At 57.5% G+C, this 25,001-nt stretch carries 17 protein-coding genes; 8 read left to right on the top strand and 9 right to left on the bottom strand.

The features are described 5' to 3' along the window. Window positions 1-166 precede the first annotated feature (166 nt). Window positions 167-2,245 (bottom strand): response regulator, encoded by a 2,079-nt coding sequence (locus QEH54_RS04100; protein WP_309017354.1) that lies wholly within the window; start codon window positions 2,243-2,245, stop codon window positions 167-169. A gap of 10 nt (window positions 2,246-2,255) precedes the next feature. Next, window positions 2,256-2,699: a response regulator gene (locus tag QEH54_RS04095; protein ID WP_309017353.1), complete on the bottom strand. Its 444-nt coding sequence runs from the start codon at window positions 2,697-2,699 to the stop codon at window positions 2,256-2,258. 53 nt (window positions 2,700-2,752) lie between these two features. Between QEH54_RS04095 and QEH54_RS04090 the strand changes: the two genes are divergently transcribed. After that, complete coding sequence (locus QEH54_RS04090; RefSeq protein WP_309017352.1) at window positions 2,753-3,739, top strand: response regulator transcription factor; 987 nt, start codon at window positions 2,753-2,755, stop codon at window positions 3,737-3,739. An 82-nt stretch (window positions 3,740-3,821) separates the two neighbouring features. On the opposite strand, the gene QEH54_RS04085 is transcribed toward QEH54_RS04090, so the two are convergent. The 3 genes from QEH54_RS04085 to QEH54_RS04075 form a co-directional block, all read right to left on the bottom strand. Continuing rightward, window positions 3,822-6,908 (bottom strand): two-component regulator propeller domain-containing protein, encoded by a 3,087-nt coding sequence (locus QEH54_RS04085; protein WP_309017351.1) that lies wholly within the window; start codon window positions 6,906-6,908, stop codon window positions 3,822-3,824. Window positions 6,909-7,159: 251 nt separating this feature from the next. Then, window positions 7,160-8,353 (bottom strand): glycoside hydrolase family 27 protein, encoded by a 1,194-nt coding sequence (locus QEH54_RS04080; protein ID WP_309017350.1) that lies wholly within the window; start codon window positions 8,351-8,353, stop codon window positions 7,160-7,162. Between the two features lie 309 nt (window positions 8,354-8,662). After that, a complete protein-coding gene (locus tag QEH54_RS04075; RefSeq protein WP_309017349.1) occupies window positions 8,663-9,694 on the bottom strand; it encodes a LacI family DNA-binding transcriptional regulator in 1,032 nt (343 codons plus the stop codon). 169 nt (window positions 9,695-9,863) lie between these two features. On the opposite strand from QEH54_RS04075, the gene QEH54_RS04070 reads away from it, so the two are divergent. The 7 genes from QEH54_RS04070 to QEH54_RS04040 are packed head-to-tail and all read left to right on the top strand — an operon-like array spanning window position 9,864 to window position 15,634. After that, window positions 9,864-10,346, top strand: coding sequence for an MSMEG_0572/Sll0783 family nitrogen starvation response protein (locus QEH54_RS04070; protein ID WP_309017348.1), 483 nt, complete (start codon window positions 9,864-9,866; stop codon window positions 10,344-10,346). 20 nt (window positions 10,347-10,366) lie between these two features. After that, window positions 10,367-11,344 carry a Nit6803 family nitrilase gene (locus tag QEH54_RS04065; RefSeq protein WP_309017347.1) on the top strand — a complete coding sequence of 326 codons (978 nt, stop codon included), beginning with the start codon at window positions 10,367-10,369 and terminating at the stop codon, window positions 11,342-11,344. Beyond that, on the top strand, window positions 11,313-12,470 hold the full coding sequence (locus QEH54_RS04060) for an MSMEG_0568 family radical SAM protein (protein ID WP_309017346.1): 1,158 nt from the start codon (window positions 11,313-11,315) through the stop codon (window positions 12,468-12,470). Before QEH54_RS04065 ends, QEH54_RS04060 begins: the two co-directional genes overlap by 32 nt. Before the next feature lie 17 nt (window positions 12,471-12,487). Beyond that, a complete protein-coding gene (locus tag QEH54_RS04055) occupies window positions 12,488-12,763 on the top strand; it encodes an MSMEG_0570 family nitrogen starvation response protein (protein ID WP_309017345.1) in 276 nt (91 codons plus the stop codon). A 6-nt stretch (window positions 12,764-12,769) separates the two neighbouring features. Beyond that, a complete protein-coding gene (locus QEH54_RS04050; RefSeq protein ID WP_309017344.1) occupies window positions 12,770-14,074 on the top strand; it encodes an MSMEG_0569 family flavin-dependent oxidoreductase in 1,305 nt (434 codons plus the stop codon). 25 nt (window positions 14,075-14,099) lie between these two features. Next, a complete protein-coding gene (locus QEH54_RS04045) occupies window positions 14,100-14,666 on the top strand; it encodes an MSMEG_0567/Sll0786 family nitrogen starvation N-acetyltransferase (protein ID WP_309017343.1) in 567 nt (188 codons plus the stop codon). Continuing rightward, window positions 14,663-15,634: a sll0787 family AIR synthase-like protein gene (locus QEH54_RS04040; protein ID WP_309017342.1), complete on the top strand. Its 972-nt coding sequence runs from the start codon at window positions 14,663-14,665 to the stop codon at window positions 15,632-15,634. The genes QEH54_RS04045 and QEH54_RS04040 overlap by 4 nt, the downstream gene beginning before the upstream one ends. Window positions 15,635-15,664: 30 nt before the next feature. Here QEH54_RS04040 and QEH54_RS04035 read toward each other — a convergent pair whose 3' ends face one another. The 4 genes from QEH54_RS04035 to QEH54_RS04020 all read right to left on the bottom strand — a co-directional run bounded on the left by QEH54_RS04035 (window position 15,665) and on the right by QEH54_RS04020 (window position 24,991). Continuing rightward, window positions 15,665-18,127, bottom strand: coding sequence for a cellulase family glycosylhydrolase (locus QEH54_RS04035; protein WP_309017341.1), 2,463 nt, complete (start codon window positions 18,125-18,127; stop codon window positions 15,665-15,667). Window positions 18,128-18,170: 43 nt separating this feature from the next. Next, window positions 18,171-20,546 (bottom strand): glycoside hydrolase family 95 protein, encoded by a 2,376-nt coding sequence (locus QEH54_RS04030; RefSeq protein ID WP_309017340.1) that lies wholly within the window; start codon window positions 20,544-20,546, stop codon window positions 18,171-18,173. Window positions 20,547-20,789: 243 nt separating this feature from the next. Beyond that, window positions 20,790-21,689 carry an alpha/beta hydrolase-fold protein gene (locus QEH54_RS04025; RefSeq protein WP_309017339.1) on the bottom strand — a complete coding sequence of 300 codons (900 nt, stop codon included), beginning with the start codon at window positions 21,687-21,689 and terminating at the stop codon, window positions 20,790-20,792. 194 nt (window positions 21,690-21,883) lie between these two features. Then, window positions 21,884-24,991 carry a glycoside hydrolase family 2 TIM barrel-domain containing protein gene (locus QEH54_RS04020; protein WP_309017338.1) on the bottom strand — a complete coding sequence of 1,036 codons (3,108 nt, stop codon included), beginning with the start codon at window positions 24,989-24,991 and terminating at the stop codon, window positions 21,884-21,886. Window positions 24,992-25,001: the final 10 nt, after the last annotated feature.

The following is a 25,001-nucleotide window of genomic DNA, read 5'->3' as shown; positions in this document are numbered from 1 at the left end:
ATGCAGGTCCGCCCTGTCAGGTCGCGAGTGGCCCGGTTTCGCGACTCGATGAACGCAAACGATGCGTTTGGGGCGCTGGGTTCCCCGGCGAGTGGCAGGGGCGAGAACCTCACCGCTTCCGTGGGAGACAGAGGGAATGGAGGCGTTTACTTCAAGCGGAACCGGCTCATCGTTTAAGCCGTTCTTCGATCTGCTCTTTGTTCATCGGCTTGGCGATGTAGTCGTCGAATGCCTCGGTATCGCGTAGTTTGTCTCGATCCTGAACATAGGCGGTTTGAGCGATGATGCGAAGACTTGGGCGGATCTTCTTTATCGCTTTTGCCGCTTCGTAGCCGTCTAGGATAGGAATCTTCAAATCCATCAGAACAAGCTCTATATCGTTGTCGTTTCGACATGCAGAGACGGCATCGCTCCCGTTTTTGGCCCCCACGGTCTGGTAGCCCAAATCTCGAAGCACTCTCTCCAGATAGACGTAGCTATTTTTGTCGTCCTCGACGATGAGGGCCTTTCTACGAATTCTGTTTGTAGAAGTCTTGGTCTCTACCTCGGATCGGCTTCGAGTATCGGCTTGTTCTTTCGAAGGAATGGGCAAGGTGACGAAAAAGGTCGAACCCTTGCCGGGCTGAGATTGGACACGAATGCTGCCGCCCAGCAACTCCACCAGGCCCTTGGATATTGAGAGTCCCAGGCCCATCCCCCCATAGACTTCGTGCGTGCTCTTGGCCGCCTGATGAAAGCGATTGAAAATGACCTCCTGAGCATCGGGATCGATACCGATGCCAGTGTCTCTGACGAAGAACTCGAGATAGTTTGGCTCGCTGTCCTTTTGTATCGAATATCCGAATGCGACAGATCCCTCATGGGTAAATTTCAATGCGTTTGAAAGTAGATTGCTGAGGATTTGGACGAGCTTTGAGCGATCGCTTTCGATATTGATATCTTCGTCCGTAGTCGCTTGCGGAGCGACAAGACGTATGCCGCGCTCGGTCGCTTGCGGTTGGAATATCGTGTAAAGTTCAGCTAGTATACATTTTATGGATACTGTGTCAAAGCTTGAATCCAGCTGATGGGTTTCGATGGATGCAATGGTCAAGATATCGGTTACGATCGAAAGCAGTTGGGTGCTGCTCGATCGGATTATTTCGATAAATCCTTTCTGTTCTTCGAGGGTAAGCGTTGGATCTTCTAAAAGGGTGGAAAATCCATAGATCGCATTCATCGGTGTGCGAATCTCGTGGGATATGTTTTGGAGGAAGGCGGTTTTCAGCCGGTCGTTTTCCTCCGCCTTCTCTTTGGCGGAAATGAGCTTCATCTCTGTTTGATGACGAAGCCGGTCGTACCTGTCTCGCTCCAGTCTTGCGTTCAGGACTGGCGAGATGAATCGGACGATTTCCTCAAGAAGGGCGATCTCCTCCTTGGAATAAGGGGAGCGGCTTCTTCCCAGCAGCAGGAAGGCAATGGTTTTGCCGCTGTCTACTACGGGAGCGAACACCATATGTTCGCATTCGGCAGCGTCTCCCGGGAGCCCGCAAGGAGCCTGAAAAATAGTGGTCTGGCACTCGCTGATGGGAGGATGCAAAATGCTTTTCTCCCAATGCTCCTTAGCGATCTTGGTATCGCCGGATTCTGCCCGTAACGGCTTCCAAATGCTTTTGCCCAAATCCGGAACGACAAGCTCGCCATCCTCCAGAAAGTAACCACAGGAACCTGATTCGCTATCGAACAACCCAACCAGGAAGTTGAGGATGTCCGCGGTGATAAGTCCCTCCGATGCGGATAGGTACATGGACGCTATCGTGTTCAAGAGCGTTTTCTTGGTCTCGGATTCCCGAAGCGATTCCACGGCCTCCCTGCGTTCGCGTTCGATCTTAGCCTCGCTGATGGCGCGACTAATCGCGGAAGGGAGCCGGGTCATGTCCTGCTTGAGAATGTAGTCGGTAGCTCCTTGGGTCAGTCCTTCGATCGCCGCTTTCTCGCCGATCGTTCCCGATACGAAGATGAAGGGAATTTCGGGATGGTTTTCGTTTCTATGGAGCAGGGCTGAGATCCCGTCGTAGGCGGGAAGTTTGTAGTCGGCTAGGATAAGATCGTAGTGCCCCGCCTTCAAGGCTCCCTCGTAGTCCTGGCGTTTTTGCACATGCTGAATGCGGAGGTCGATGTCCGCCGTCTCCAAGCGCGCTTCAATCAGATCCGCGTCTCTATGATCGTCCTCCAGGTGGAGGATTTTGATTTGATCTTGGATCATGGCGTTTCCTTCAGGAGTCGACTTTCGGTAGCTCGTTTAGCAATGCCCAGAACACGCCTATGTTTTCTACAGCTTCAACAAATTCACTGAAGCGGACGGGCTTTACGACATACGCGTTCACTCCAAGTCTATAGCATTCTTTGAGGTCCAAATCCTCTTGCGAAGAAGTGAGCACGACGATGGGGATGATCCTCATTCGCTCGTCTGATTTCAAAGTTCGGATGACCTCTATTCCGTTCATTCTGGGCATCTTCAGATCAAGAAGGATCACCACAGGAAGATCGTTTGATGTGTTTTCGAACTTTCCCCTTTTGTATAGGTAGTCCAAGGCTTCCACTCCGTCTCGAGTCACCACGATCTTGTTTGAGAGCTTGTATTTCTCAAGGGCCATCAAGGTGAGCTCGACATCTCTAGAGTCGTCCTCGACCAATAGTATTTTTCCAAGTTGGTTCATGAAACGATAGGGCTGGGGATGTCAGGGGTTACGAGGAAGATTCGGAGAAGTCCATGGGCGCAAACGACCTACGCGATCGCAATTTTTCACTCTATTCGTCGATTTGCAAGGCCAAGAGGTTTATCGTGGAATGGGCCTGCGGAAGGCGCATTGAGGTCGACGCTTGCGGCCTGCCTTTCCGAGTGGTAAAATTTCGGTTTAGCAGTTGCGAATCCACGAAAACTCGTCTTCGGGCGCTTGCCGTGCCCTTAGAGTCAATCTATGTTGGCGTCGCTTTGGGGCAAAAGCGCGCCGGGCAAATGTCAGCTGAGGGTTCGCCGGCTTGGCGCACGCTTTGTCTCAACGTCGCACTCCATTCGAGCATGACCAACGACAACATTCTTTCATCGAAAAACTCGATCGTCACCGTTGCCGTGATCGATGACGACAAGAAGCTTCTCGAGCTGCTAACTGAATGGATTGATGAGGCTCCAGGATTTGCCTGTGTGGGAAGCTACGCGGACGCGGAAAGCGCCATGTCTCGCATCGATAGGATCGTTCCGGACGTCGCGTTGGTAGACATTAACCTGCCCGGCTTGAGTGGAATCGAATTTGTCAAAAGGCTGAAGGAGCGCCTGCCGCAGACTCAGTTTGTCATGTTAACAGCCTACGAGGACTCCGAATATGTATTCGATGCGCTGTCATCGGGAGCGACTGGATACTTGCTAAAGTCCACCGATCGGAAAGCTCTGTTGTCAGCGGTGTGCGAGGTGTACGCGGGCGGCTCGCCAATGACCAGTAGCATTGCTCGGAAGGTGGTCGAGTCTCTCAATCGCACTGCACCCGTTAGGAACCCATCCGATGACCTTTCGAAACGTGAGACCGAAGTGCTTCGGCTTCTTGCTCAAGGACATCTCTACAAGGAGATTGCGGCAGACTTAGGCATAAGCTATCAAACCGTGAATACGCATGTTCGGCGGATTTATGAAAAGCTTCACGTTCATTCCCGTAGCCAAGCCGTAGCGCTTTTTGCGCCCATGCCGAAACAGCCGGAGGCGTGACAAGCAAACGCAGAACTGCGAATGTAGCTGGGTGCGGCTGATAGGGCGTTTCCGTACACCTCTAGAGGTGCGAGGGCCTTGTTTATCGGGCTCGAGGTAGCGTGAAATGGAAAGTCGCGCCTTTGCCTACTTCCGATTCCGCCCAGACCCGGCCGCCGTGGCGGGTGACGATGCGGTGAACCAATGCCAACCCGATGCCGGTTCCTTCGAACTCGTCCTCGGAGTGCATGCGCTGAAACACTCCGAATAGTCGATCCGCGTAGCGCATGTCGAAGCCCGCTCCATTGTCAGAAACTGTGAATACGATTTTGCCATCCTCCATTCTGGAACTCACTTCTATCCGGGCATTCTGTTTATTTCTAGTGTACTTTATGGCGTTGCCCAAAAGATTCACCCAGACCTGACGGATCAAAGAAAGATCTCCTTCGACGGGAGGGAGCGTTCCTATGACCCATTTGATGGAGCGGCCCTCGCAGCTCTCTGCGAGCTCGTCGAGCGCGAGCTGCAGAGCCTTGTTCATATCAAGGTTTCTTAGCTTTATTTCGATGCGCCCAGTGCGGGAGAAATGAAGCAGATCGTCGATCAGGATACCCATCCTGTTTACGGAGCTGGCTATTGTATCCAAATAGTGTTGACACTTCTCGCTCAGTCCATCGCGGCATCGAGAAACCAAAAGGTCGACATAGCCATCGACATGTCGCAATGGAGCCCTAAGGTCGTGTGAGACGGAATAACTGAAGGCTTCCAGTTCGCGGTTGGCGCTTTCGAGCTCGGCCGTTCGATGCCGGACTTCGTTTTCAAGCAATATCCTGTTCTCTTGCAGTTCCTGCTCCCGGCGATGCAGTACGCTAACCCGCCAACGATAGGCCCCTACGAGTCCGCCCAGCCCTACACAACTGCTCAGAATAAAGAACCAAGTGGCTTGATAGAAGTGTGGTTGCAATACGACTCCAAGAACCGTGGCCTGGGAGTTCCAGACGCCGTCAGCGTTCGCGGCGGTGACGCGAAAGTTATAGCGACCTGGCTTGAGGTTGGTATAGAACGCTTGGCGCCGATTTTCGGTTTCCACCCAGTCCGGGTCGTAACCCTCCAGCTGGTAACGGAAGCGTGTTTTTTCCGGTGCGACGAAACTGGGGGCGGTGAAATGGAACTCTAACTCGCCCGGGCCCGGCGGCACCTTTTGAGCTTCGCGGACCGCGAGCTCCCGTGAGTTGGCTCGAACGCGTTCGATATGAACCGGCGGCGCGACTTGGTTGACTGGAATGTTCGCTGGGTCGATGGCCACGGCGCCTAGCGGGGTAGGAAACCAGATCCTGCCATCGGCGGTCTTGCAGCCCATGAACTCCACTTCAGCCGTGTCGATGGTCTTGATCATGTTCTGCGCATTGAAGGCCTCCGACGTCACCTGCCCGCGTTTTCCGTCGGCGAAATCATTCAACTGCTTCAGGCTGACCCGAAAGATTCCCTGGCTGGAGTTGAACCAGAGACTGCCAAGATCGTCCGGCACAATGGCATAGACGGTATCATCGAGCAAACCGTCGCTTCGGCTTATGATTTTTATTCGGTCGTCCTTGATGCGCCCGATGCCAGTCCTGAGCCCCGCCCAAATAATACCCTGGTTGTCCTCACATAGTGAATACGCATCGTGGTTTACCAAGCCGTCTTCAGTGGTCCATTTCCTTACGGTTCCGTCTTTGATGCGTAGGATTCCATCGACGGACGCGACCCAGAGGGCGCCGTCTCGGCTGGTCAGCAGATCGCGTATCCACGGAATTTGCAGGGGAGCTTGGCCGTCGATTTCGTAGGGAGCGAACCCCTCGCGGCTGACCCTTCTCAATGTGCCAGCCACTGACACGATTACGCCCTGACTGTCCTCCGCAAAGGCTGTCGGCCAGCTGTCGCTTTGAAGATTCGCGACTACCACGCCTTCCGATAGGATGTCGATGCCTTGCCTGCCGTTGATCAAGTACACATCGCCGTTTCTAGCCTCGAAAGTTCGTTTTGTGTAGTTGTTGAACAGCCCATCCGCTTCGGTGTAGTTCGTAGCATTGCGACCATCAAAATGGGTGAGCCCACGACTGGTGCTGATCCAAAGCCCTCCGTTTGCTGCGGCGCTGACGCCGTGGCACAATCCGCCGAGCACCCCTTGGGCCTCGGAGTAGATAGGGAATTTGACATCGGAGAGTTGGTTCAGGCCTTCGCGGGTGCCGACCCAAAGGCTGCCTTCGCGATCCTCGAAGATGCTGGTGACGAAATTGTTCGCTAGCCCGTCGTCCTGTCTGAGAAAACTGAATACGCCATTCTTGTAGCATGCCAAGCCCTGGGTCGTGGTGCCGATCCAAAGCACACCGTTTCGATCCACGAATAGGAATCGCAGATCGTGCGTGAACGGGGGAATTTCCAGTCGTTGAAAACCGGCATCGTAGCAACGTAGCCCTTGTGTGCCACCGACCCAAACCCGTCCTTGATGATCCACTACAGCCGCACTATGCAGGTGCTCAGTTAGCCAAGTGTCTGGAAATGGGTTCAACTCGCCGTCCTGCCAGTAGTGCAGCCCCTCGTTGACCGTCATTAGCCAGATGCGTTTCTGGGCATCTTCGCGAACCCATCGTACATTGTGCAATTGATTGTCGAAAATATCGGCGCCGGGATTCTCTCTAGCATGTTTGATAAGGCCATAAGACGTGCCCACCCAGAGTGATCCGTCGTTCAATTCACATATTGAGGCTACATCGAGGTGCGGATTAGGCCAGATGGAACTGTCCGGCCTGAAAAACTCGCCTTTCGCGTCGCGATAGCCGAACCCTCCATCGGTAAGTCCAAACCAGAGGCCACCGGTCCGAGAGCTGTCTAGGCTGGAAACGAGTCGGCTCGGAAACCGGGCCTCGTCGGGCAGGTCGATCGACGCGAATCGTACCCCGTCGAATCGTACCAGTCCGCTTTGGGTGCCGAGCCACAGATAGCCGTCGATGGTCTGGGTGACGGCGTTGATGCCGTTGGCGGGCAAGCCATTTTGGCGAGTCCAGGTCTGGCAATTGTACTGGTGGATTTCCCTTGCCGGATCGATAGCCCATGCCGTTTGAGAGAAGAGGAGGCAGGCCAGGGCCGATCCGATTGCCAATAGGCTTTGACGTACAGGACAGATTTTTTCTACACGCGGAAAGCTCATGGGGCAGTGCAAATGGGGGAGGCGGAAGAAACGAATCCAGCGAAAGTGTCCGATGAAAATTAACCAACGGAGCCATTGAAACAATCGTTGGTAATGAAGGAATGTCAAATCGGCCCCGTTGCTCGTTTGGCGCCGTTGGCGTCTTGTTTGTAGGGTAGGATTTTAGGTTGGACCTTCCGAAATGAAAACGCCCTCACTTTGGACGAAGGAGGGCGTTTGTTGTCATCTGAATGCGTTGAGGCCGTGGCTTGCTAACGCTTGCGGAGTCGAAGGAAGCGAACGTCGCGTGGGGCGATCTCCCACTCGTAATTTTCGTCGGTCGCTCCGATGACCTCGTCGGCCCAGATGTCGTAGACGTCGTAGCCAGTTTCCAAATCGAGGAAGGCGTAATGTTTCCAGTTGACACGCTGGGTGTAGGGCTTGTCGCCTGTATTCAAAAAGCAAATCGCGTAGTCGCCATCCGAGAGTTCCTTGACCCAGATGTTCTTGGTCGGGTGATCCATGAAAAGATAGCCCTGTTTCCCGAGCGGATCCTGGTCGACCGCGATCGCTTCGCGATTCGTGAGGATATCGAGTATTTCCGGAGACATTACCCGCAGATCGTTGCCTGCCATCAGGGGAGCGGCGAGCATGCACCAGATCGAGAAGTGTGAGCGTGATTCAGTGAAGGTGAGGCCAGGGTTTCCGACTTCCAGCATGTCCGGATCGTTCCAGTGGTCCGGTCCGGCGTACTTTTCCAGACCGACTTGCAGATCCATGATGAATTTCCATCCCAGATCGTATTCGCCTTGGCAGGTGTAGCAATCGGTGACGTCGCCCGTGGTTCTCCAGAGGTGACCCACGTCTTCGGCCCATTTCCAAGGTTCGTTGTTGCCCCATTCGCATAGGCTGTAGACGACCGGTCTTCCTGCGGCATACAGGGCGTCGCGCATTGTTGAATACGTTTCCTTGGCGTCTGCGGTGCCATGGGAGCACCAATCGTACTTCAAATAATCGACCCCCCAGCTCGCGTAGAGTCGTGCGTCTTGAAACTCGTGACCGCGACCGCCGGGCAGCCCGTTGCAGGTCTTGGTTCCGGCGCAGTTGTGGATGCCGAACTTCAAGCCTTTCGAGTGAACGTAGTCCGCGAGGGCCTTCATGCCGCTGGGAAACTTTTCAGGATCGGGAACCAGGTTTCCGTGCGCGTCGCGCTCCATCGCCTCCCATCCGTCGTCGACAACCACATACTCGTAGCCAGCGTCTTTCATGCCCGAGTCTACGATCAGGTCCACCATCTCCTTGAAGAGATCTTCGTTGATATCGACCTCGAAGGTGTTCCAGCTATTCCAGCCCATCGGGGGCGTGGGAGCGAGTCCTTCGAACTTTTGGGCGTGGGCGGTGTTGGCGCTAACTGCCAGAGCCAAGGCGACGCCTGCGGTTTTTGTGAGTGAAGTTATCTTTTTCATTTGAGTAGGAGGGGCGTCGATAGGCCAGCCCTTGCTCGAGGCGATTGGAGCTCTCTTGGCGAGGATCTGAATTCGCCTCGTTCGCTAAATGGCGGGAGGACCTTGAAGAATAGGATTTGATTAGCCGCCAGGCGGAACGCCGCGCTCGGTTATTCCTGTATCCGAAAATTGGAAACAGGTAGGATGCGAGCAATCTAAAGTGAACGAGCAGCGCTGGGGTGTGAACAATAGAATAAAAGTTTACTCGCTGCCTGTCTATCGCTAAAACTAGGGATAGCGCTGTCACGTCCCAGACGGGTACAAACCTTCCTAGACTTTGGGTTTCAGAGTTTTGCCGTGTCGCCAGGTTCCTTTTATCAACACTTCCTTCGGGGTGGAGGGAAGGCCTGCTTGGTTGGTATTCATACTGCCCACAACGAGATCCACGGCCGCAGCTCCCACTTGCTGCAGGTTTCCATCGATCCCCGCTGCGGAATCCATTTCTTCCTGCGTGCGAAAAAGGTAGGCGATGCCGATATCGATAGGCGCTCTCAGTCCGAGCTTCGAAAGCCAGGTGGATACGGGGAGTTTGTAGACGAGCAGAGAGTCTGGCTGCTCTTGTTCCATCCAACGGCGGAACGCTGCTTCGGAATCCTCGACGGTCGGGGCGAAGGGGGCGCAACGGTCGGATATCGGCAGGGCGCGCTGCCAGTCCAAGGCGCCGGCAGTCCATTGGCCGCCGGAAATGCGGTTGTTGAATTCTGGTACCACCAGCCCCGTTCTTCGGTAGCCGAGCTTGCGCATTTCCTCCAGAGCGAGGCGCACGTTGTACAGACCGTGGAAATTCGTTCGGTCGACATCTGCCTTTCTGAAATAGGCGCTCAAGCCGGCCACCGCGAAACGTTCGGTCTCTATCATGTTCTTCTTCTGGCGCTCCCGGGTGAAACCAAGAATGACGCCGCGGATGCCACGGTTGAAGATCACTTCCGACAGCTTTTCGGCATCGCCTTTGTATTCTGGGAGGGCGAATTCCTCGATTCGATAGCCCAACTCCTCTGAGCGTTTCGTTATGCCTTCGAACTCCCATCGACAAACGTCTTTGACCCGCCAGTGCGTGGAGCCTCCGTAGTCGGTGACGAGGGCGATGGTGTTCGTTGCGGCTTTGTCGAAATGGGATTTCCGGCTGCTCATCAAGGCGCTTACCAGCGGATTTGGGCGGTAGCCAAGGGCTTGGGCCACGTCTTTGATGCGTTCGCGCCTTTCGACGCTGATGCGCGGATCGTTGCGCAGGGCTCGCGATACAGTGGAAGTGGAGACGCCGATCTCTCGGGCGACCTCGGCCATGGTGATTGGCGTGTTCATGCTTCAAAAGTGACAGCAGGAATCGTGCGCAACGATGTGCGCGCATAACCCCGCTCATCTTTGATCGAACGCTATCTGATGGCGCCACCGGTGCTGAAATCCGAAACGTCAAGACGCCCGATGGCGGTCGAGATCCTGAAATAGAAACTCAATACTAATCCATCACATCATGCCAAAAGTAGATAAACCGATGCACAAGGACGGGGACTTCCTCGTCGACTACGAAGAGAAAGTTTTCGAGGACGTCAAAGCGGAGTCAGGCGAGAAGGCCTTGGTGACCTTTCACACTGTCGCCTTCGAAGGCTCGATCAGCATCGTCAATACGCTTTCCGCGACCCGTCTTCTGCGTAAGGGCTACGAGACGTCCATCCTCCTCTACGGCCCCGGGGTCACCATGGGCTTCCAGCGTGGCTTTCCGACCTTGGGTGACGAAGCGTTTCCGGGGCATCTTTTCGTCAACGAACGTTTGAGCAAGTTCATGGAAGAGGGCGGCAAAGTCTACGCCTGCCGCTTCTCGACCCAAGCTCTCTACGGCCAGACCGAAAAGGCGTTCATTCCCGGCATCATCCCGATCAATCCGCTCGACGTGCTCGACTGCATTCTGCTGCACAAGAAGGCGAACGCGGTGATCATGGATTCCTGGACAGTGTAACTCTCAAACGAATACACGATATGATCCGAGCCGCCGCCATCCAACTAGCGCCCGACCTGAAAAGCGGGGCCGCAACCGTCAGCCGCATGTGCGACGCCGTGTCCGACGCGGCGAAGGAAGGCGCGCGGCTCGCTGTCTTTCCCGAGACCTTTGTGCCCTATTATCCTTACTTCTCATTCGTAGAGCCGCCTGTATCCACAGGACGGGCGCACCTTTCGCTCTACGAGGAAGCGGTCTTGATTCCGGGGCCAACGACGGAAACCCTGTCGCGCGTCGCCATCGATTTTGACATGGTTCTCTGTGTGGGAGTCAACGAACGCGACGGAGGGTCGCTTTATAATACGCAACTGATCTTCGACACCGACGGCGCGATCAAATTGAAGCGCCGCAAGATCACCCCCACCTTCCACGAGCGCATGATCTGGGGTCGCGGCGACGGATCCGGTCTCAAGGTTGTGGATACCGCCGTTGGAAAGATCGGCGCATTGGCTTGCTGGGAGCACTACAATCCGCTGGCTCGCTACACGTTGATGGCCGATGGTGAGCAGATCCATTGCTCGCAGTTTCCCGGGTCGATGGTGGGGCAGATCTTCGCCGACCAGATCGAGGTAACCATCCGGCACCACGCTCTGGAGGCGGGCTGTTTCGTGGTCAACTCGACAGGCTGGCTGAGCGACGAACAGCGCGCCGCCCTCACGGACGATCCGAAGATGCAGAAGGCCCTCAGCGGTGGCTGCTATTCGGCTATCATCGGACCGGACGGTTCGCATCTTTGCGAACCGATCACCGAAGGAGAGGGCATCGCCATTGCCGATCTCGATTTCGAGCAGATCACCAAGCGCAAGCGCATGCTTGATTCGGTGGGCCATTACTCCCGTCCGGACCTGTTTTCGCTCTCAGTCAACAAGGCGCCGCAACCCGCGATCACTTCCTTGAACGAACGCGACATCGAACCCATCGAAAACAATGAAAGCGTATCCGAATACCAGCCCGTATAGCGAAGGAATCTTCGAGCAGAAGAGTTTCCTGTTGTCGGAATTGCAGTCCCACGGCGTTCGTTTGACGACGGACGAAGGCGCTTCGTCGCGAGTCGGCGGTGCGGGACCGACTGACCACAAGGCGATGACTGTGCTGGGGACCACCATCATGGTGCCAGTCCATACCCATGCCGCCGCTTCGTCGCCTTTCGCTGTCGGCAGAACGCTGTCCGATGGCCGCGTCGAGCTCCTGCATCAAGGCGAGCGAATTGCCTTCGTCAGCTACCCGCCTCAGCCAAAATTCTACAGCTTCACCACCGACGAAGGCGTGCCGTACTGGAAGATCGCGACCCTGCACTCGAAGGACGTGCTGGCCACCACTGTATTGCAAACCTGCATACGCTACGGAGACAAGCGTACCAAGTGCCAGTTTTGCGCCATTGGCGAATCGCTCAAGGCGGGCCGCACCATACCGCGCAAAAGCCCTGCCCAGCTAGCGGAAGTGGCAGCCGCTGCTCAACGCTTCGATGGGATTAAGCAAGTCGTCATGACTACCGGCACGCCGGTCACCAGCGATCGGGGTGCGGCGGTTTTAGCCGAAACTGCCCAGGCTATCAAGGACGCGACTGGGTTACCCATTCAAGCGCAGTGCGAGCCGCCCGACGACTTCGCTTGGTTTCATCGTCTCAAGGACGCTGGAGTGGATACGCTGGGCATGCACTTGGAAGCTTGGGACGAGAACGTGCGGGCTGAGATCATGCCTGGAAAGGCGGAGGTGCCAGTCGAGTTTTATTTGAAAGCCTTTCGAGCGGCGGTAGCAGTGTTTGGTCGCGGTCAGGTCAGCACCTATCTGCTCGCGGGACTGGGCGACTCCCGAGAAGGACTTATCGACGCATCGCGGCAACTGATCGAGATCGGCGTCTATCCCTTCGTGGTGCCCTTCGTGCCGGTCACCGGGACCCAGCTCGAGAATCGATCGGCTCCAAGTTCGGAGTTCATGCGCTCGGTCCTATCTCCGATCGGCGAAATGCTGGCGCAGGCGAGCATGACCTCCGACAAGCAAAAAGCCGGCTGCGCCAAATGCGGCGCCTGCTCTTCGCTTTCTAGCTTCGAGAACCCTCAGTCCAGCGGCTGCTCGGCGGCCTAAAAACGAGATCCAGCACCATGCCAGAAACACCCTTTTCCGTGAAGCTGCCGGATGGATCCGTGCGCGACTGCTACTCTCCCTCGTCCGTCGTTCGCGAGTACTTTAGGCGCGACGAGACTCTCACTGTCGAAGAATTCGTATCCAAAGCGAAGATCGCTCTCAACGAGGCCTCCGCTCGAGTGGAGGCTAAGTATGGTTTCGCGTGTAGCGGAGCCACTACATCGCTCGCAAATATCGAACGCTGGAGCTCGGCTCTCGAACGCGACGCGCTTCTAAAGATCACCAACATATAGATACCAATGAAAAACGAATACAAACGCGTCGAAGTCGTAATCATCGGCGGAGGCCAAGCTGGGCTCAGCGTATCGTATCAACTCAGCAAATACGGCGTGACCGATCAGGTTATTTTCGAAAAGAACCGGGTCGCCCATAGCTGGCGAGAGGAGCGTTGGGACAGCTTTTGTCTGGTCACGCCCAATTTTCAATGCCGCTTGCCGGAGCATCCCTACGATGGCGACGACCCGGACGGCTTCATGCTCAAGGACGAAATCGTCGACTATGTCGAACGCTTCGCGCAGAAGGTGACGGCTCCAATCCATGAAGGCGTGACGGTTCTCTCGGTCCGTGAGTCGGACCTTGGCTACGAAGTGGAGACAAGCATCGGGACTTGGATTTGCCAGAACGTGGTCAGCGCCATCGGATCCTTCCACATCCCTATGCGCCCTGAGGGATTCGATCGGATCCCGTCCCGCATCCAGCAGATTTTCGCCACCGAGTACCGCAATCCCGAGCAAATTCCCCAAGGAGCGGTGGCGATCGTGGGCAATGGCCAGTCCGGTTGTCAGATAGCGGAGGACCTGCAGCTCGCCGGTCGTCAGGTTCATCTCTATCTGGGAAACGCTCCGCGCTCGCCGCGCAAGTATCGTGGCAAGGATGCGGTCGCTTGGCTCGAGGAGATGGGCTATTACGAGACCTGCTACGACGAACATCCCGATCCGGAAAAGGCCCGTGGCGGAACCAACCACTACCTCACAGGACGAGACGGCGGGCGCGAGATCGACCTGCGCCGTTTCGCCCTCGATGGCATGAAGCTCTACGGCTACCTCGAGGAGGTCACGGAGAAGGGATTCCGCTCGCGCCCTGACGTGAAGGAGAAGCTGGACAAAGCGGATCGCTCCTACTTGGGCATTTGTCAGCGCATCGACGACTACATCGCGGCCAAGGGAATCGATGCTCCCGAGGAGCCACCCTATGTTCCCTGTTGGACCCCGCCGTCGCCAGAGGAAACCGAGCTCGATTTCGAAACCGCCGATATTTCCTGCGTGATTTGGTGTCTCGGCTTCAAGCCCGACTTTTCCTTTATCGAAATCGACATTTTCGATCGGCGCGGATTGCCTGAGCACAAGCGTGGCGTCACAGAGGCGCCGGGGCTATTTTTCCTAGGCTTGCCGTGGCTACACACGTGGGGATCGTCCCGATTCGCTGGGATCGCGGAGGACGCTACGCACATCGCTCAGGCGATTGTGAAGCGAAGAAATGGGGTGGAACCTTGGCCTGCTCTGCAACGAATGAAAGCCGAGGCAATCGGCGCTGAAACTGCTTGAAGAATCCGAACCCAGATCGCCATCCATGCTAATCGAACGATTCAGAGCATTTCAGCCTCAGGACTTTGTATTCAAGCTTGCCCAGAGCAGGGAAGACCTCGCCGGTTTTCACGCTTTGCGCCGCCGTATCTTCTGCCATGAACAGGGCGTGTTTCAGGACGACGATCGCGATGCGATTGACGAGAACATGATCCCAATCGTCTGCAAGCCGATCATCGCCGGAATGGAGGATGACGTCATGGGTGTGGTTCGAATCGACGAGCGCCAGCCCGGCGTCTGGTATGGAAGTCGACTCGGAGTCGCTCCCGAGTATCGTCGTATTCGCCGATTCAGTACGGCAGCGGTGGTTCGCAATCAGCAGCCGTGCAACGCAGGACTTGGAGCGATCGGGGCAGGGCTGATCTACAAGGCGGTATCCACTGCCAATGCGATCGGATGTCATGAGTTTTTGGCGACTGTTCAGAAGCAAAACGCCCGTTTCTTCGAACGCTTGCATTGGCAGCCGTTGGAAGAGATAGAACTCTTTGGTCTGCCCCATGTAAAGATGCGGGCGGATCTCGACTACTATCAGCCAGCCGCGAGTGTCGCATGACACAGATGCCCACGGCGCCCATCGACTTATGCGAGCTTGCCACAAGGCTTGCTCGGCATGCGTCTGTATTGGAAAAGGCCTGTATTCATAACGCTTATACTCAAGCGGAAAGCGTTTGCGGGAGCTCTCGCCTAGGCGACGACTGCGCGGCGATAGAGGATACCGCGAGCGGTGGTTATTTGCTTTTCGCCTCGGAGGGCATGCTCGAATCGTTCGTGGCCGAAGATCCATGGTTCGCCGGCTATTCGGCGGTGATGGTGAATCTCAGCGACGTAGCGGCCATGGGTGGACGGCCCATAGCGATCACGAATACGCTCTGGGCGTCTGAGGGTCCGGCATGCGACGCCATCTGGCAAGGTATGCGTGCGGCATCAGAGGCGTACGGGGTCCCGATCGTGGGCGGTCACACGACTCGAATTTCGACGGATGCTCCTGCTTATCTCGGCGCTTCGGTATTGGGACGGGCGGGGAAACATTTGCTTACCAGCTTCGACGCCCGGCCGGGTGATCGCCTCGTCATAGCAATCGATTTGAATGGAGCCTACCGACGTGACAAGCCGTTCTGGAATGCCAGCACCACGACGGCTCCCGAGCGATTGCGGCGCAATCTCGAGCTTCTGCCTCAGCTGGCGGAGCGTCAGCTCTGTCGCGCCGCAAAGGATATCTCCAATGGAGGAGTTGTCGGCACCTTAGCCATGCTCTGCGCCTGTTCGAGCGTCGGTGTGATTGTCGATCTGGAAACCCTGCCGCGACCGACTGCAGCGAATTGGATGAAATGGCTAATCTCGTTTCCAAGCTATGGATACGTATTAGCTGTATCTGAGGAAAGGGTGCGACTGGTGCTGGAGCTTTTTCACGAGAGAGGCATTGACGCTGCTGAGTGCGGAATCTTCACCTCTGGAATCGGCGTTTCGCTTCGCTTTGGACATCTGGTCGAATCGGTTGATTTTGGAGCCGGTCGAAAGTAGAGGTGATTGAAACATTGATGCTCTGAATGCCTATGGTGTGACGGCGAGCCGATAGAAGCGGCTATCGGCGCCGGAATCGGTGATCTCTATTGTGTTGCCGGTGCCTGCGATGTTGTCCTGCACGATGCTCCACGAGTCGGCGAGCAGTGTATAGGATTTTTCGAGACGGTAGGTTTTGCCTTCGACGGTGGGAAAGCGAACGACGATGTCGTTTTCGTCGAAGGTGAGACGTTCGATGACGAGGACGCTTTTTGGATCCTTCGGATCGGTGCCGCTGATGTACTCCTGCCAATTGGTCGCTCGGTCGCCGTCGGGATCGGCGCCGTCGGCGGCTTCGCCGGTGTTCTCGGTCGTACCGAAATTTTCCATACGCCATTCCTCGATGGTTTGTGAGGGAATGGCGGATACGATGGTGGAGGCCACGCTTTCTCCGAATTCGTTCACTGCGACGACCACGTAGTAGTAGGTGGTGTTTGGATCGAGGGCGTTGTCCGTAAAGGTGGTGGTATCGGCGGACGCGATGGTTTCATAGCCGGTCGCTTCGGTGGTCGAGCGCTGGATCTTGTAGCTGGTGGCCAGATCGGTTTCGTCCCAGTCAAGGGTGACCTTGGTAGAGCCTGAGGTGGTGGCCAGGCCTACGGGACGGAATGGATTCTCATGGGCCCTCCAGCTGATGGAGTCGACGTAGCAGGTGCCGGTCCAGGCGCCGCTGGTGGTGAAGCGCAGTCCGAAGTTCACAAAGGGTACGATGGCGTTTTCTGGAACAGTGAATTCGAGCGTGTTCCAGGAGTCGGCGGTCAGGTTGTTAAACGTGGTCTGGCTCGCGTTCCATTTCTTGTCCTGCAGCCAAGCCTCGATGCTGGTGATGGCGCTGCCTTCGGGAATCCAGACGTGAAAGGTAACGGTCTCTCCGCCGGGTACGACCGCTCGATCGAGAGAGATGGAGGAAGTGCCGCCCGAGGTGCCGTCGAAATTTACGGCTAGGGAGCGGTTGCCCGCGAAGCTCCGCTCGGCGGAGATTGCGACATTCGAGATTTGTCCTCCGTCTGCCTTCCAGCGTTGGGTGTCGGCTTCGAAGTGGAATTGGGTTGGGTCGGGCTTGGTGCCGGGGGTGGTGGCATGGGCTTCGGTGGTGAAGCCGGAGGGGCCGGCGTCGTTCACGGCGACTACCTGATAGTAGTAGGTCGTGCCGTCGTTGAGGCCAGTATCGGTGTAGGTGGTGTCGGTGACGCCGGTAGCGAAGGGCTCGGCGGCAGCCGGGAGTCCGGATCCCGCGCCTCGGTGGAGGTTGTAGCTAGTGGCTCCGTCGACCGCGTTCCATGCGAGGTCGATCTGGCTTTCTCCGGTGTTGGTCGCGGTCAGGCCAGTCACTGCGAAGGGAGCTCCGTTTGGCGGCGGGGGCGCGATTCCGCCGGTCACCATGTCGACCATTTCGGGATCTAGGACGGCGCCGGTGCTCCAATCGAAAATGTCGCTTTGGATGGTCCAGAGGAAGGGGCTGATCCCTCGGGCGCGGGCCCCTTCGGCGAGGTAGTTGTTCCAATAGAGCGTGGAGGCCCGGTTGTATTCGGCTTCCGTCCCGGAAAGGGTCTTGGTCAGGTAGGCTCCGAATTCGCCGATAAGGACCGGAATGCCTTTGTCGACGTACTGGTCGGCCAGAGCCTGCAGCTCCCAGTCGATGGCGTCTTCGGCGTAGAAGGTGGCGTTGCGGGTTGGGTCGGCGTCGTTGAAGTAGGCCTCGCCCCAGTAGTAGATGGATCGGCCCCATTCCGGATCGTCGTGGATGATGGTGAAAAGGGACGGCATGTAGCTGTGGTATTCGACCATGATGCGATTGGGGGTCGGGTCCGTGGGGAGGTGGTCCATCCAGGAAGGTGGCGAAACGCTTGGCATGACCAGCCAGCGGTTGGTGTTGTTTCCGCCAACTCTCCGCACAGCGTCGACGAAGGTCTGATAGTACGCCAGTAGGGTCTCCATTATGTCTGGAGTTTCGATGTGGGGCTCGTTTCCTCCGGCGAAGAGCAGGCGGTTGTCGTAGTCGGCAAAGGTGGTGGCGATCTGCGTCCAGTAGGCGTCCATCTTCTCGTCGATGAGCGGGTTAACCTCCGCCTCGAGGTTGTTCTCCATCCAGCCGCCGTCCCAGTGGCAATTGATCAAGACGTACATGCCCGCGTCGAGGCTCCAGTCCACCACCTGCTTGACCCGGGCCATGTAGGTAGGATCGATCTCGAAGGTGGTCTGGTCGGCGTTGCTGTCCCAGGCGCAGGGGATGCGGATGGCGTTGAAGCCTTGGGCTGCGATGCTGTCGATAACGGCCTGAGTGGCCGCAGGCCCCCAACAGCCTTCGCCACAGGGAGGCTCCAGTGTATTGCCGAGATTGATACCGTAGGTCGGAACCGGCAGTGGCTGGTCCTCGGGTACTGGGTCTGCCATAGCTACGTGGGCGGCCAAGAGGGAAAGGGTGCCGATTCGGAGGAGTTTAAGCGTATTCATTATGTTGTAGAGGGGTAGTCATCAGATCGAAGGTATCCGGGCATTAGAATACCGACGACGGTTTGATTTTGGCCGACGCGAGATCGCTTCCTAGCTCGATAACGTCGCCTTTCTTTGTCTCGAAGGTTCGTTGCTCCTGCCCGAGTCGAACAGTGATGGGACCTCCACGGCTCGACCGAATCTCCGTGGAAACGAGCTGCCCGGCGCTCCACTCCATGGATACCTCGAATCCGCCTCGGGTCCGGAATCCGCGAACCGAGCCGCTCGGCCAAGCGCTGGGCAATGCGGGCAGAAGATGCGCGATGGTGACGCCGTTTTCATCGCGAAGCTGGCTTTGTAACAACATTTCAATGACACCGCTGGCTCCGCCGAAATTGCCGTCGATCTGAAACGGCGGGTGGGCGTCGAACAGGTTGGTGTAGCAGCGGCCGGGGCTGATCAGCTGCGTCAGCAGATCATGAGCGCGATCGCCTTCCAGTAGCCGCGCCCAGAAGTTCACTTTCCATGCGAGGCTCCAGCCCGTTCCCGCGTCGCCGCGCAGTTCAAGCGACTTGCGAGCCGCCTGTGCTAGCTGTGGGGTCGTGACCGGCGAAATCTGGGCGCTGGGATGCAGCGCGTAGAGCTGGGAAATGTGTCGGTGGTAGCGGTCTGGAGTCGAGAGATCCCAGTCGAACTGCCATTCCTGCAGCTGCCCGGCGGATCCGATCTTGAAGGGAGGAAGCTGCTGCGACATCAATTTGACCTCCGCCCGAAACGCCGCGTCGCGATCGAGAATGCTGCTGGCTTGAGCGACAGCGTCGAACAGGTCGCGCAGGATCGCGTTGTCCATGGTCGGGCCCGCCGCTATCGAAACGCCTTGATGGTGCTCGTGTTCCGGCGAGTTCGACGGTGTTGTAACCATATATCCGGTACGCGGATCCTTCACCAATGACGCGAGGAAGAACTCCGCCGCTCCTTTCAGAACAGGATAGTCTTCCGCGAGCTGTTGCTTGTCGCCAGTAAACTGATACCGTTCCCACAGGCTCAGGCTTAGCCAGGCGCCGCCGGTTTGCCACATACCCCAGTAGGCGCCGTCAATCGGGCCGCCCGCCCGCCACAGATCGGTGTTGTGATGGACCATCCAGCCGGGCGCGTCGTAGAAATTTTTCGCGAAGCACTGGCCGGATTCCGACAGGTCGTGAACCATCGCAGCCAGCGGCTCGACGCATTCGCTGAGCTGCGTGACCTCCGCCGGCCAGTAGTTCATCTCCGTGTTGATGTTGATCGTGTATTTGCTTCCCCATGGAGCGAAGAGCTTGTCGTTCCAAAGTCCCTGCAGATTCGCCGGTTGCCCTCCGGGGCGTGAACACGAGATAAGCAAATAACGGGCGTAGTTGAAATACAATGACGCCATGTGGGGATCGTGATCCTGCGAGAAGGAGGCGATGCGTTCATCGGTCGTGCGTCGGCCAATCTCGGGCTGCGAGGAGTCAAGGGTCAGTTCCACGCGGTCAAAGAGGGATTTGTAGTCGGCAACATGTCTCTCTCGGAGCTCCAGGTAGGGGTATTGGGCGGCTGCTTCGAGCGTCTCCCGGTTTTTCGCCCGTGGGTCGCCGCTCACGTCCTGCCAGTTGACGAAGCTGGTGCTCGCCGCAATGAGAAGTGTAACTGCGTCGGCTCCGCGTATTTTCAGAAACTCGTCGCCCGTCAGAGTCCAGCCGCCCTCGGTGACGACCGACAGATCCGTCTGCCAGCGCAGGGCCCCCTCGATCCCCTCGCTGGAACGATTCTTGCCTGCGATCTGCAAGCTGTCCGGCGTGATGCTCACTTGGGCGCCTTCGTGCGGTGACGCCAAACGGAGGGTGAGGTCGATCATACCGGGCTGGTTCGCGGCAAAGCGCAGAACTATGACATTGTCCGGATAGCTAGCGAACTGCTCGCGGGTGAAGCGAACGCCGTCTACCTCGTACGACACGGAGGCGATCGCATCGTTCAAGTCCAGGCTGCGGCTGTAGGCGTCATAGCGTTCGTGACCGGGAAAATCGAGGAGCAGGTCGCACATCGCCTGGTAGCTCATCTGGCGAAGCGGCTTGGCCATGAACGAGCGTTGCACGAGCTCCTGCGCTTCCGCATGCCGGTTTTCGAAAATCAGCTTTCGGATTTCGGGCAGGGCGGCCAAGGCATCCGGATTGCTCGGATCGTAGGGGCCTCCGGCCCAGAGGGTGTCCTCGTTCAGCACCACCCGCTCCGAACTCGGATCGCCCAAGATCAAGGCGCCGATCCGGCCATTGCCGATCGGCAAGCCCTCGGTCAGCGGCTCGAACTGGCCGGGTTCGTCGTAGCGGAGCGCCTTGTCTTCGCCGAAGCTGAATTGACTGAGAATGATGGCGGTGGACGCCACGATAGCTGATTTAAAAACCGGATAAGCTGCGCGCTTCACTTGTTGATATCGAATAGGGGTTATCACTGCGAGCCAGACATACTCGCGCGAGCCGGCGCCTTTGTCAGAGGAAAACGAGGGTCGGTTTGTCCCGAAAAATAGGTAGATGCGATCTACGACACGCCCGGCCGTGACTTCGTTTGCGCAGGCGTGTTTGTAGTTGGGTTACGTGAGCGGCGTGCCCGGCGGTCCCGCCCTACCTCAGCGACTTACCTAGCGAAAATGGTCTCGAATCTACTGTGCTTAGAATGTCCGCTGGGCGAAGTGGTATAAGTTGCTGCCCCAGGTTTCGCCGTCGTGACCGTGGTCGTCGACATTCCAGATGTGGGGAATGCCGTGGTCCCTCAGGAAGCGGTGGGCTTGCTGGGAATTGTTGATGAGCCCGTCCCGATTGCCGCAGGAGATATAGAGCAGGTTCAGGTTTTTGGATACACTCTCCGGATTGTCTACGAGCTCTTCGAGCGGCTGGGTGTTGGGCGCGGCGGAGAAGGGGGCGATCCAGCTGAAGGTGTCGAGGTGGCTGAGCCCGATGTTGAAGGTCTGTCCACCTCCCATGGAGAGCCCGGCGAGGGCGCGGTGATCGGCGTCGGCGATCGTCGAGTACCGAGCGTCGATGGCGGGCACGAGGTAGTCGAGCAGGTCGCCTTCAAAGGCTGCGAAGGCGGCTACCGCTTCCGGGTTGAAGGGATTTTCGGGCGGCTCGTCATTGGGCATGGCCCGACCGTTGGGGAAGACTGCGATCATGGGGACGGCCTTGTCGTCGGCGATGAGATTGTCGAGAATGGCGTGGCCCTTGACGTATCCGATCCATTCATACTCGTTGCCCCCGATGCCGTGCAGGAGGTAGAGGACGGGATACTTTTGGTCGGGTGAATAGTTGGGCGGCAGATACACGTTGGCGGAGCGGTCGGTGCCGGTGACGCCGGAATGATAGGTGATGCGCTCGAGCGTTCCGCGTAGTCCGCTTTCCGGAAGGTCGCGGTAGTTGGCGGGTGGTTCGGGGAAGAGGCGGACGTCGTCGGCTTCGAGCACGATGGGTCGGGCGAAGTTGGCCCGGGCTTCTTCCGGCATGTCTTGTCCGGCGTTTTCCTGGGCGAGCGTGGCGCCGCTGCATGCGAAAAGCGCGGTTGAGAGCGTTGCCAATATACTTCTACAGAGTGAGCGACTAAAAGTGAAACCAGATAGGGTTCGACCGCCGGGCGTGCCGTTGAGGGGGGATCTTGCAATGCGGTCCGCCCGGCGGTCGGACCCTACCTCTATTCGATTAGGACGCGAACGTGGTCGCATTCCGGCTATTCTGACGGTCGGGGTATGGGTCTGCTGGTTCTTCATGAAGGTTACTTGCGCTGCTCGAGAATGAAGCTGTAGCGATAGGGGTGGTTGCCGTCGTTGGTGTATTGATCCAGGGTGCGGGCGCCCCAGGAATCGTTGCCGCCGACTCCGTGGATGTTGAGGTCGATGTTCACGTTGACGAACTTGCCGGTGGGGACTTCATGGGGATGCCGTTTGCCTTCTAGGTCCTCTTCGCCGTAGGGCCAGACGCGGATATTGAGCGGCTGCAGGCCGGTGATCTTGATGGTGGGCTGTCCGCCTCCACTCAAAGAAAACCAGCGGACATCGCAGCGGTTCGCGTTATCCTGAGGGGCGACGTAGTCGGTGACGAATTGGTCCAGATCCAAGGCGTAGCATCCGAGGAAAGCGGCTGACTTCCGATCCGGGTAGTTTTCGAAGGGGCCTCGGCCGTACCATTGCACTTGGTTCATTTCCGGTGGCAGACGCAGTCGCATGCCGAACTTGGGGATCAAGGGAATTGCGTCATTGTTCGGCTGATACGCGGCTTCGACCTGGATCTTCCCGTCTCCGTTGATCGTATAGGTCAAGCGGTAGGAGGCGCCGACCGGCAGGGACATGTTTGCCTCGATGATGGCGAGACCGTCTCTTCGGGTGGCGGAGATGCTGTGGACGACTCGATCTTGAGCGGCGGTTTTCCAAGGACCAAGGCGTTCCTGGTAGCCGTTTCGCAGCTGGTTGTCGTTGGCCGGCTTCCAGAAGTAGGGTTCCAGGACGCCGTTGAGAAGCTCCTGACCGTCGACCTTCCAGCTGACCAAGGCACCGGTGGCCTTGTCGATTTCGAAAGCGCTGGCGCCGGCGGTGACCTTCCAGGAGTCAGGCGCTTCCTGCAGTTCCACGCTGTCGCCGGTAGCGGCGAGCGGTTGCGTATCCGTTTTTTCAATCACGAACTGCTCCTTGGCCACGGCGTAGCCTTTTTCGGCCCAGAGCGTCAGAGTGCGGAGACTGGCGTAGACGTTTAGGCAAAGCTCTCCGTTGGCCGCAGGGGCGGAAGGGATCGTTAGCTCGTTTTGACCGGAGAGGCGGAGTGGGCCGGCTTCGACTACGCGTCCATCGAGCAGCCATTCGTACCGGTAGTCGAATTCGTCGAGTTCGGTGAAATCGTATTTGTTGGTGAGGCGGACGCGGTTGTTGTCCGTTAACTCGTAGTCGATGTACTGATACACCTTTTGGACCTCGTAGTAGTGGGGGTGCGGGGTGCGGTCCGCGGCGATCAGGCCGTTGATGCAGAAGGCGCCGTCGTTGGGGCTGTCTCCGAAGTCTCCGCCGTAGGCCCAGAACTCGTCGTCCTGCAACTGCAGGGCGGAAGGGTTCGCTCCGTATGCGAGGGCGGAGCCGTCGATCTTCTTCGCGATGCCTTGGTCGACCCAATCCCAAATGGCAGCGCCGACGATGCTGTCGTCCGCTTCGATGACGTCCCAGTATTCGCGGAGGTTTCCGACCGAATTGCCCATGGCGTGTGCGTATTCACGCATGGATACAGGCCGGTCTGTGGTTTCTTCTGCGACTTCTTTGAGGCGTTCGGGCGAGATGTAGCTATCGTCATGGATGGCGGATACGGAGTCGTCCGAATCGCAAAAGATCGGGCGCGACTTGTCCAGGGAGCGGACGGCGTCGGCCATGGCCTGGAAATTGCGTCCGCGTCCGCCTTCGTTCCCTAGCGACCAGAGGATGACGCACGGGTGGTTTTTGTCTCGCTGCACCAGCGAAACGGCCCGGTCCACATGAGCGGCTGTCCAGTCGGGGCTGTCGCCGAGCTCCTTGTTGCCGATGCCGTAAGCGTGGCTTTCCTGGTTGGCATCGCTCATGACGTAGATTCCGTAGCGGTCGCAGAGCTCGTAGAGCAGCGGAGCGTTCGGGTAGTGGGCGGTGCGCAGGAAGTTGATGTTTGCCCGCTTGATCAGCTGGATGTCCTTTTCCATGGTGGCGGCGTCGACGAAGCGTCCTGTGCGGGGGTGGTGCTCGTGCCGGTTGACGCCCTTGAGCTTAACGGGTTGGCCGTTGATGAGGAACACTTCTCCCGCGATTTCTATACGGCGTACGCCGACATGATAGCGGAACGATTCCAGCGGGACTCCTCCCTGGCTTAGCGTGATCGCGACGTCGTAGAGGTAGGGCTTTTCCGCCGACCAGAGGCGTGGGGTTTCTAGTTCTGTCGTTAGCGTGATGGTGCTGGTGGAGTCAGCGGCCAAGGGGGAAACTTCGGACTGAAGCTGCTTCTCGATGGGGCGCCCAGCGGCGTCCTTGCCGGTGAGCTGCACTGACACGGATAGATTGTCTGATGTCTGTGCCGAGAGGTTGCGAAGATCGAATTGGGCCGTGAAGTCGGCGGTTTGGAAATCGTCGGACGGGGAGGCGGTGAGCGTGTAGTCCTGAATATGAGTTTCGGGACGGACCCAAAGTTGCACCGAGCGGAAGATGCCGCTGAGGCGCCACATGTCCTGATCCTCGAGATAACTGCCGTCCGACCAGCGGTAGACTTCGACCGCGAGGCGGTTTTGCCCGGCCTGCACGAAATCTGTTATGTCGAATTCTGCGGGCGACATGGAGTTTTGGCTGTAGCCGACTTTTTCGCCGTTCACCCACAGGTACATGGCGGACTTGACGCCACCGAAGTGGAGGAAGAGCCGCTTGCCCGCCATCTCGGGCGCTACGGCGAAGGTCGTGACGTAGGAGCCGACGGGATTGCGGTTTTGGTGGCTGAAAAAGTCAGCAGGCGGTTCGGAGGTGACCCGCGGCAAGTCCTTGGCGAATGGATACGCGATATTGGTGTAGATCGGCTTTCCGTAGCCCTGCATCTGCCAGTTCCCCGGGACGACGATGTCAGCCCAAGCGGATACGTCGAAATCGGTTTGGTAGAAATCCGTGGGGCGGGAGGCGGGATCCTTCGCCCAGTGGAATTTCCATTTCCCGTCGAGGGAAACGATATCGTGGCGGGTGGGTTGCTCGGAGGGAAGCGTGAGCGTGGCGTGGTACGCCTGCTTGTTGATTCCCACGACCGACGGGTTTTCCCAGTCAGGGGTGGGGGCCGACGACCCTTGGGCCCAGATGGCAGCCGGGATGAGAAGGAGCAGGGCGGTTGGGAGGAGTTTCATGGTTGGGGGG

This window comes from Pelagicoccus sp. SDUM812003 (genome assembly GCF_031127815.1).
In the GTDB taxonomy this organism is placed as follows: domain Bacteria; phylum Verrucomicrobiota; class Verrucomicrobiia; order Opitutales; family Opitutaceae; genus Pelagicoccus.
Note: the sequence above shows the minus strand (reverse complement) of the source record. Positions and strands in the feature narration are given on the sequence as shown.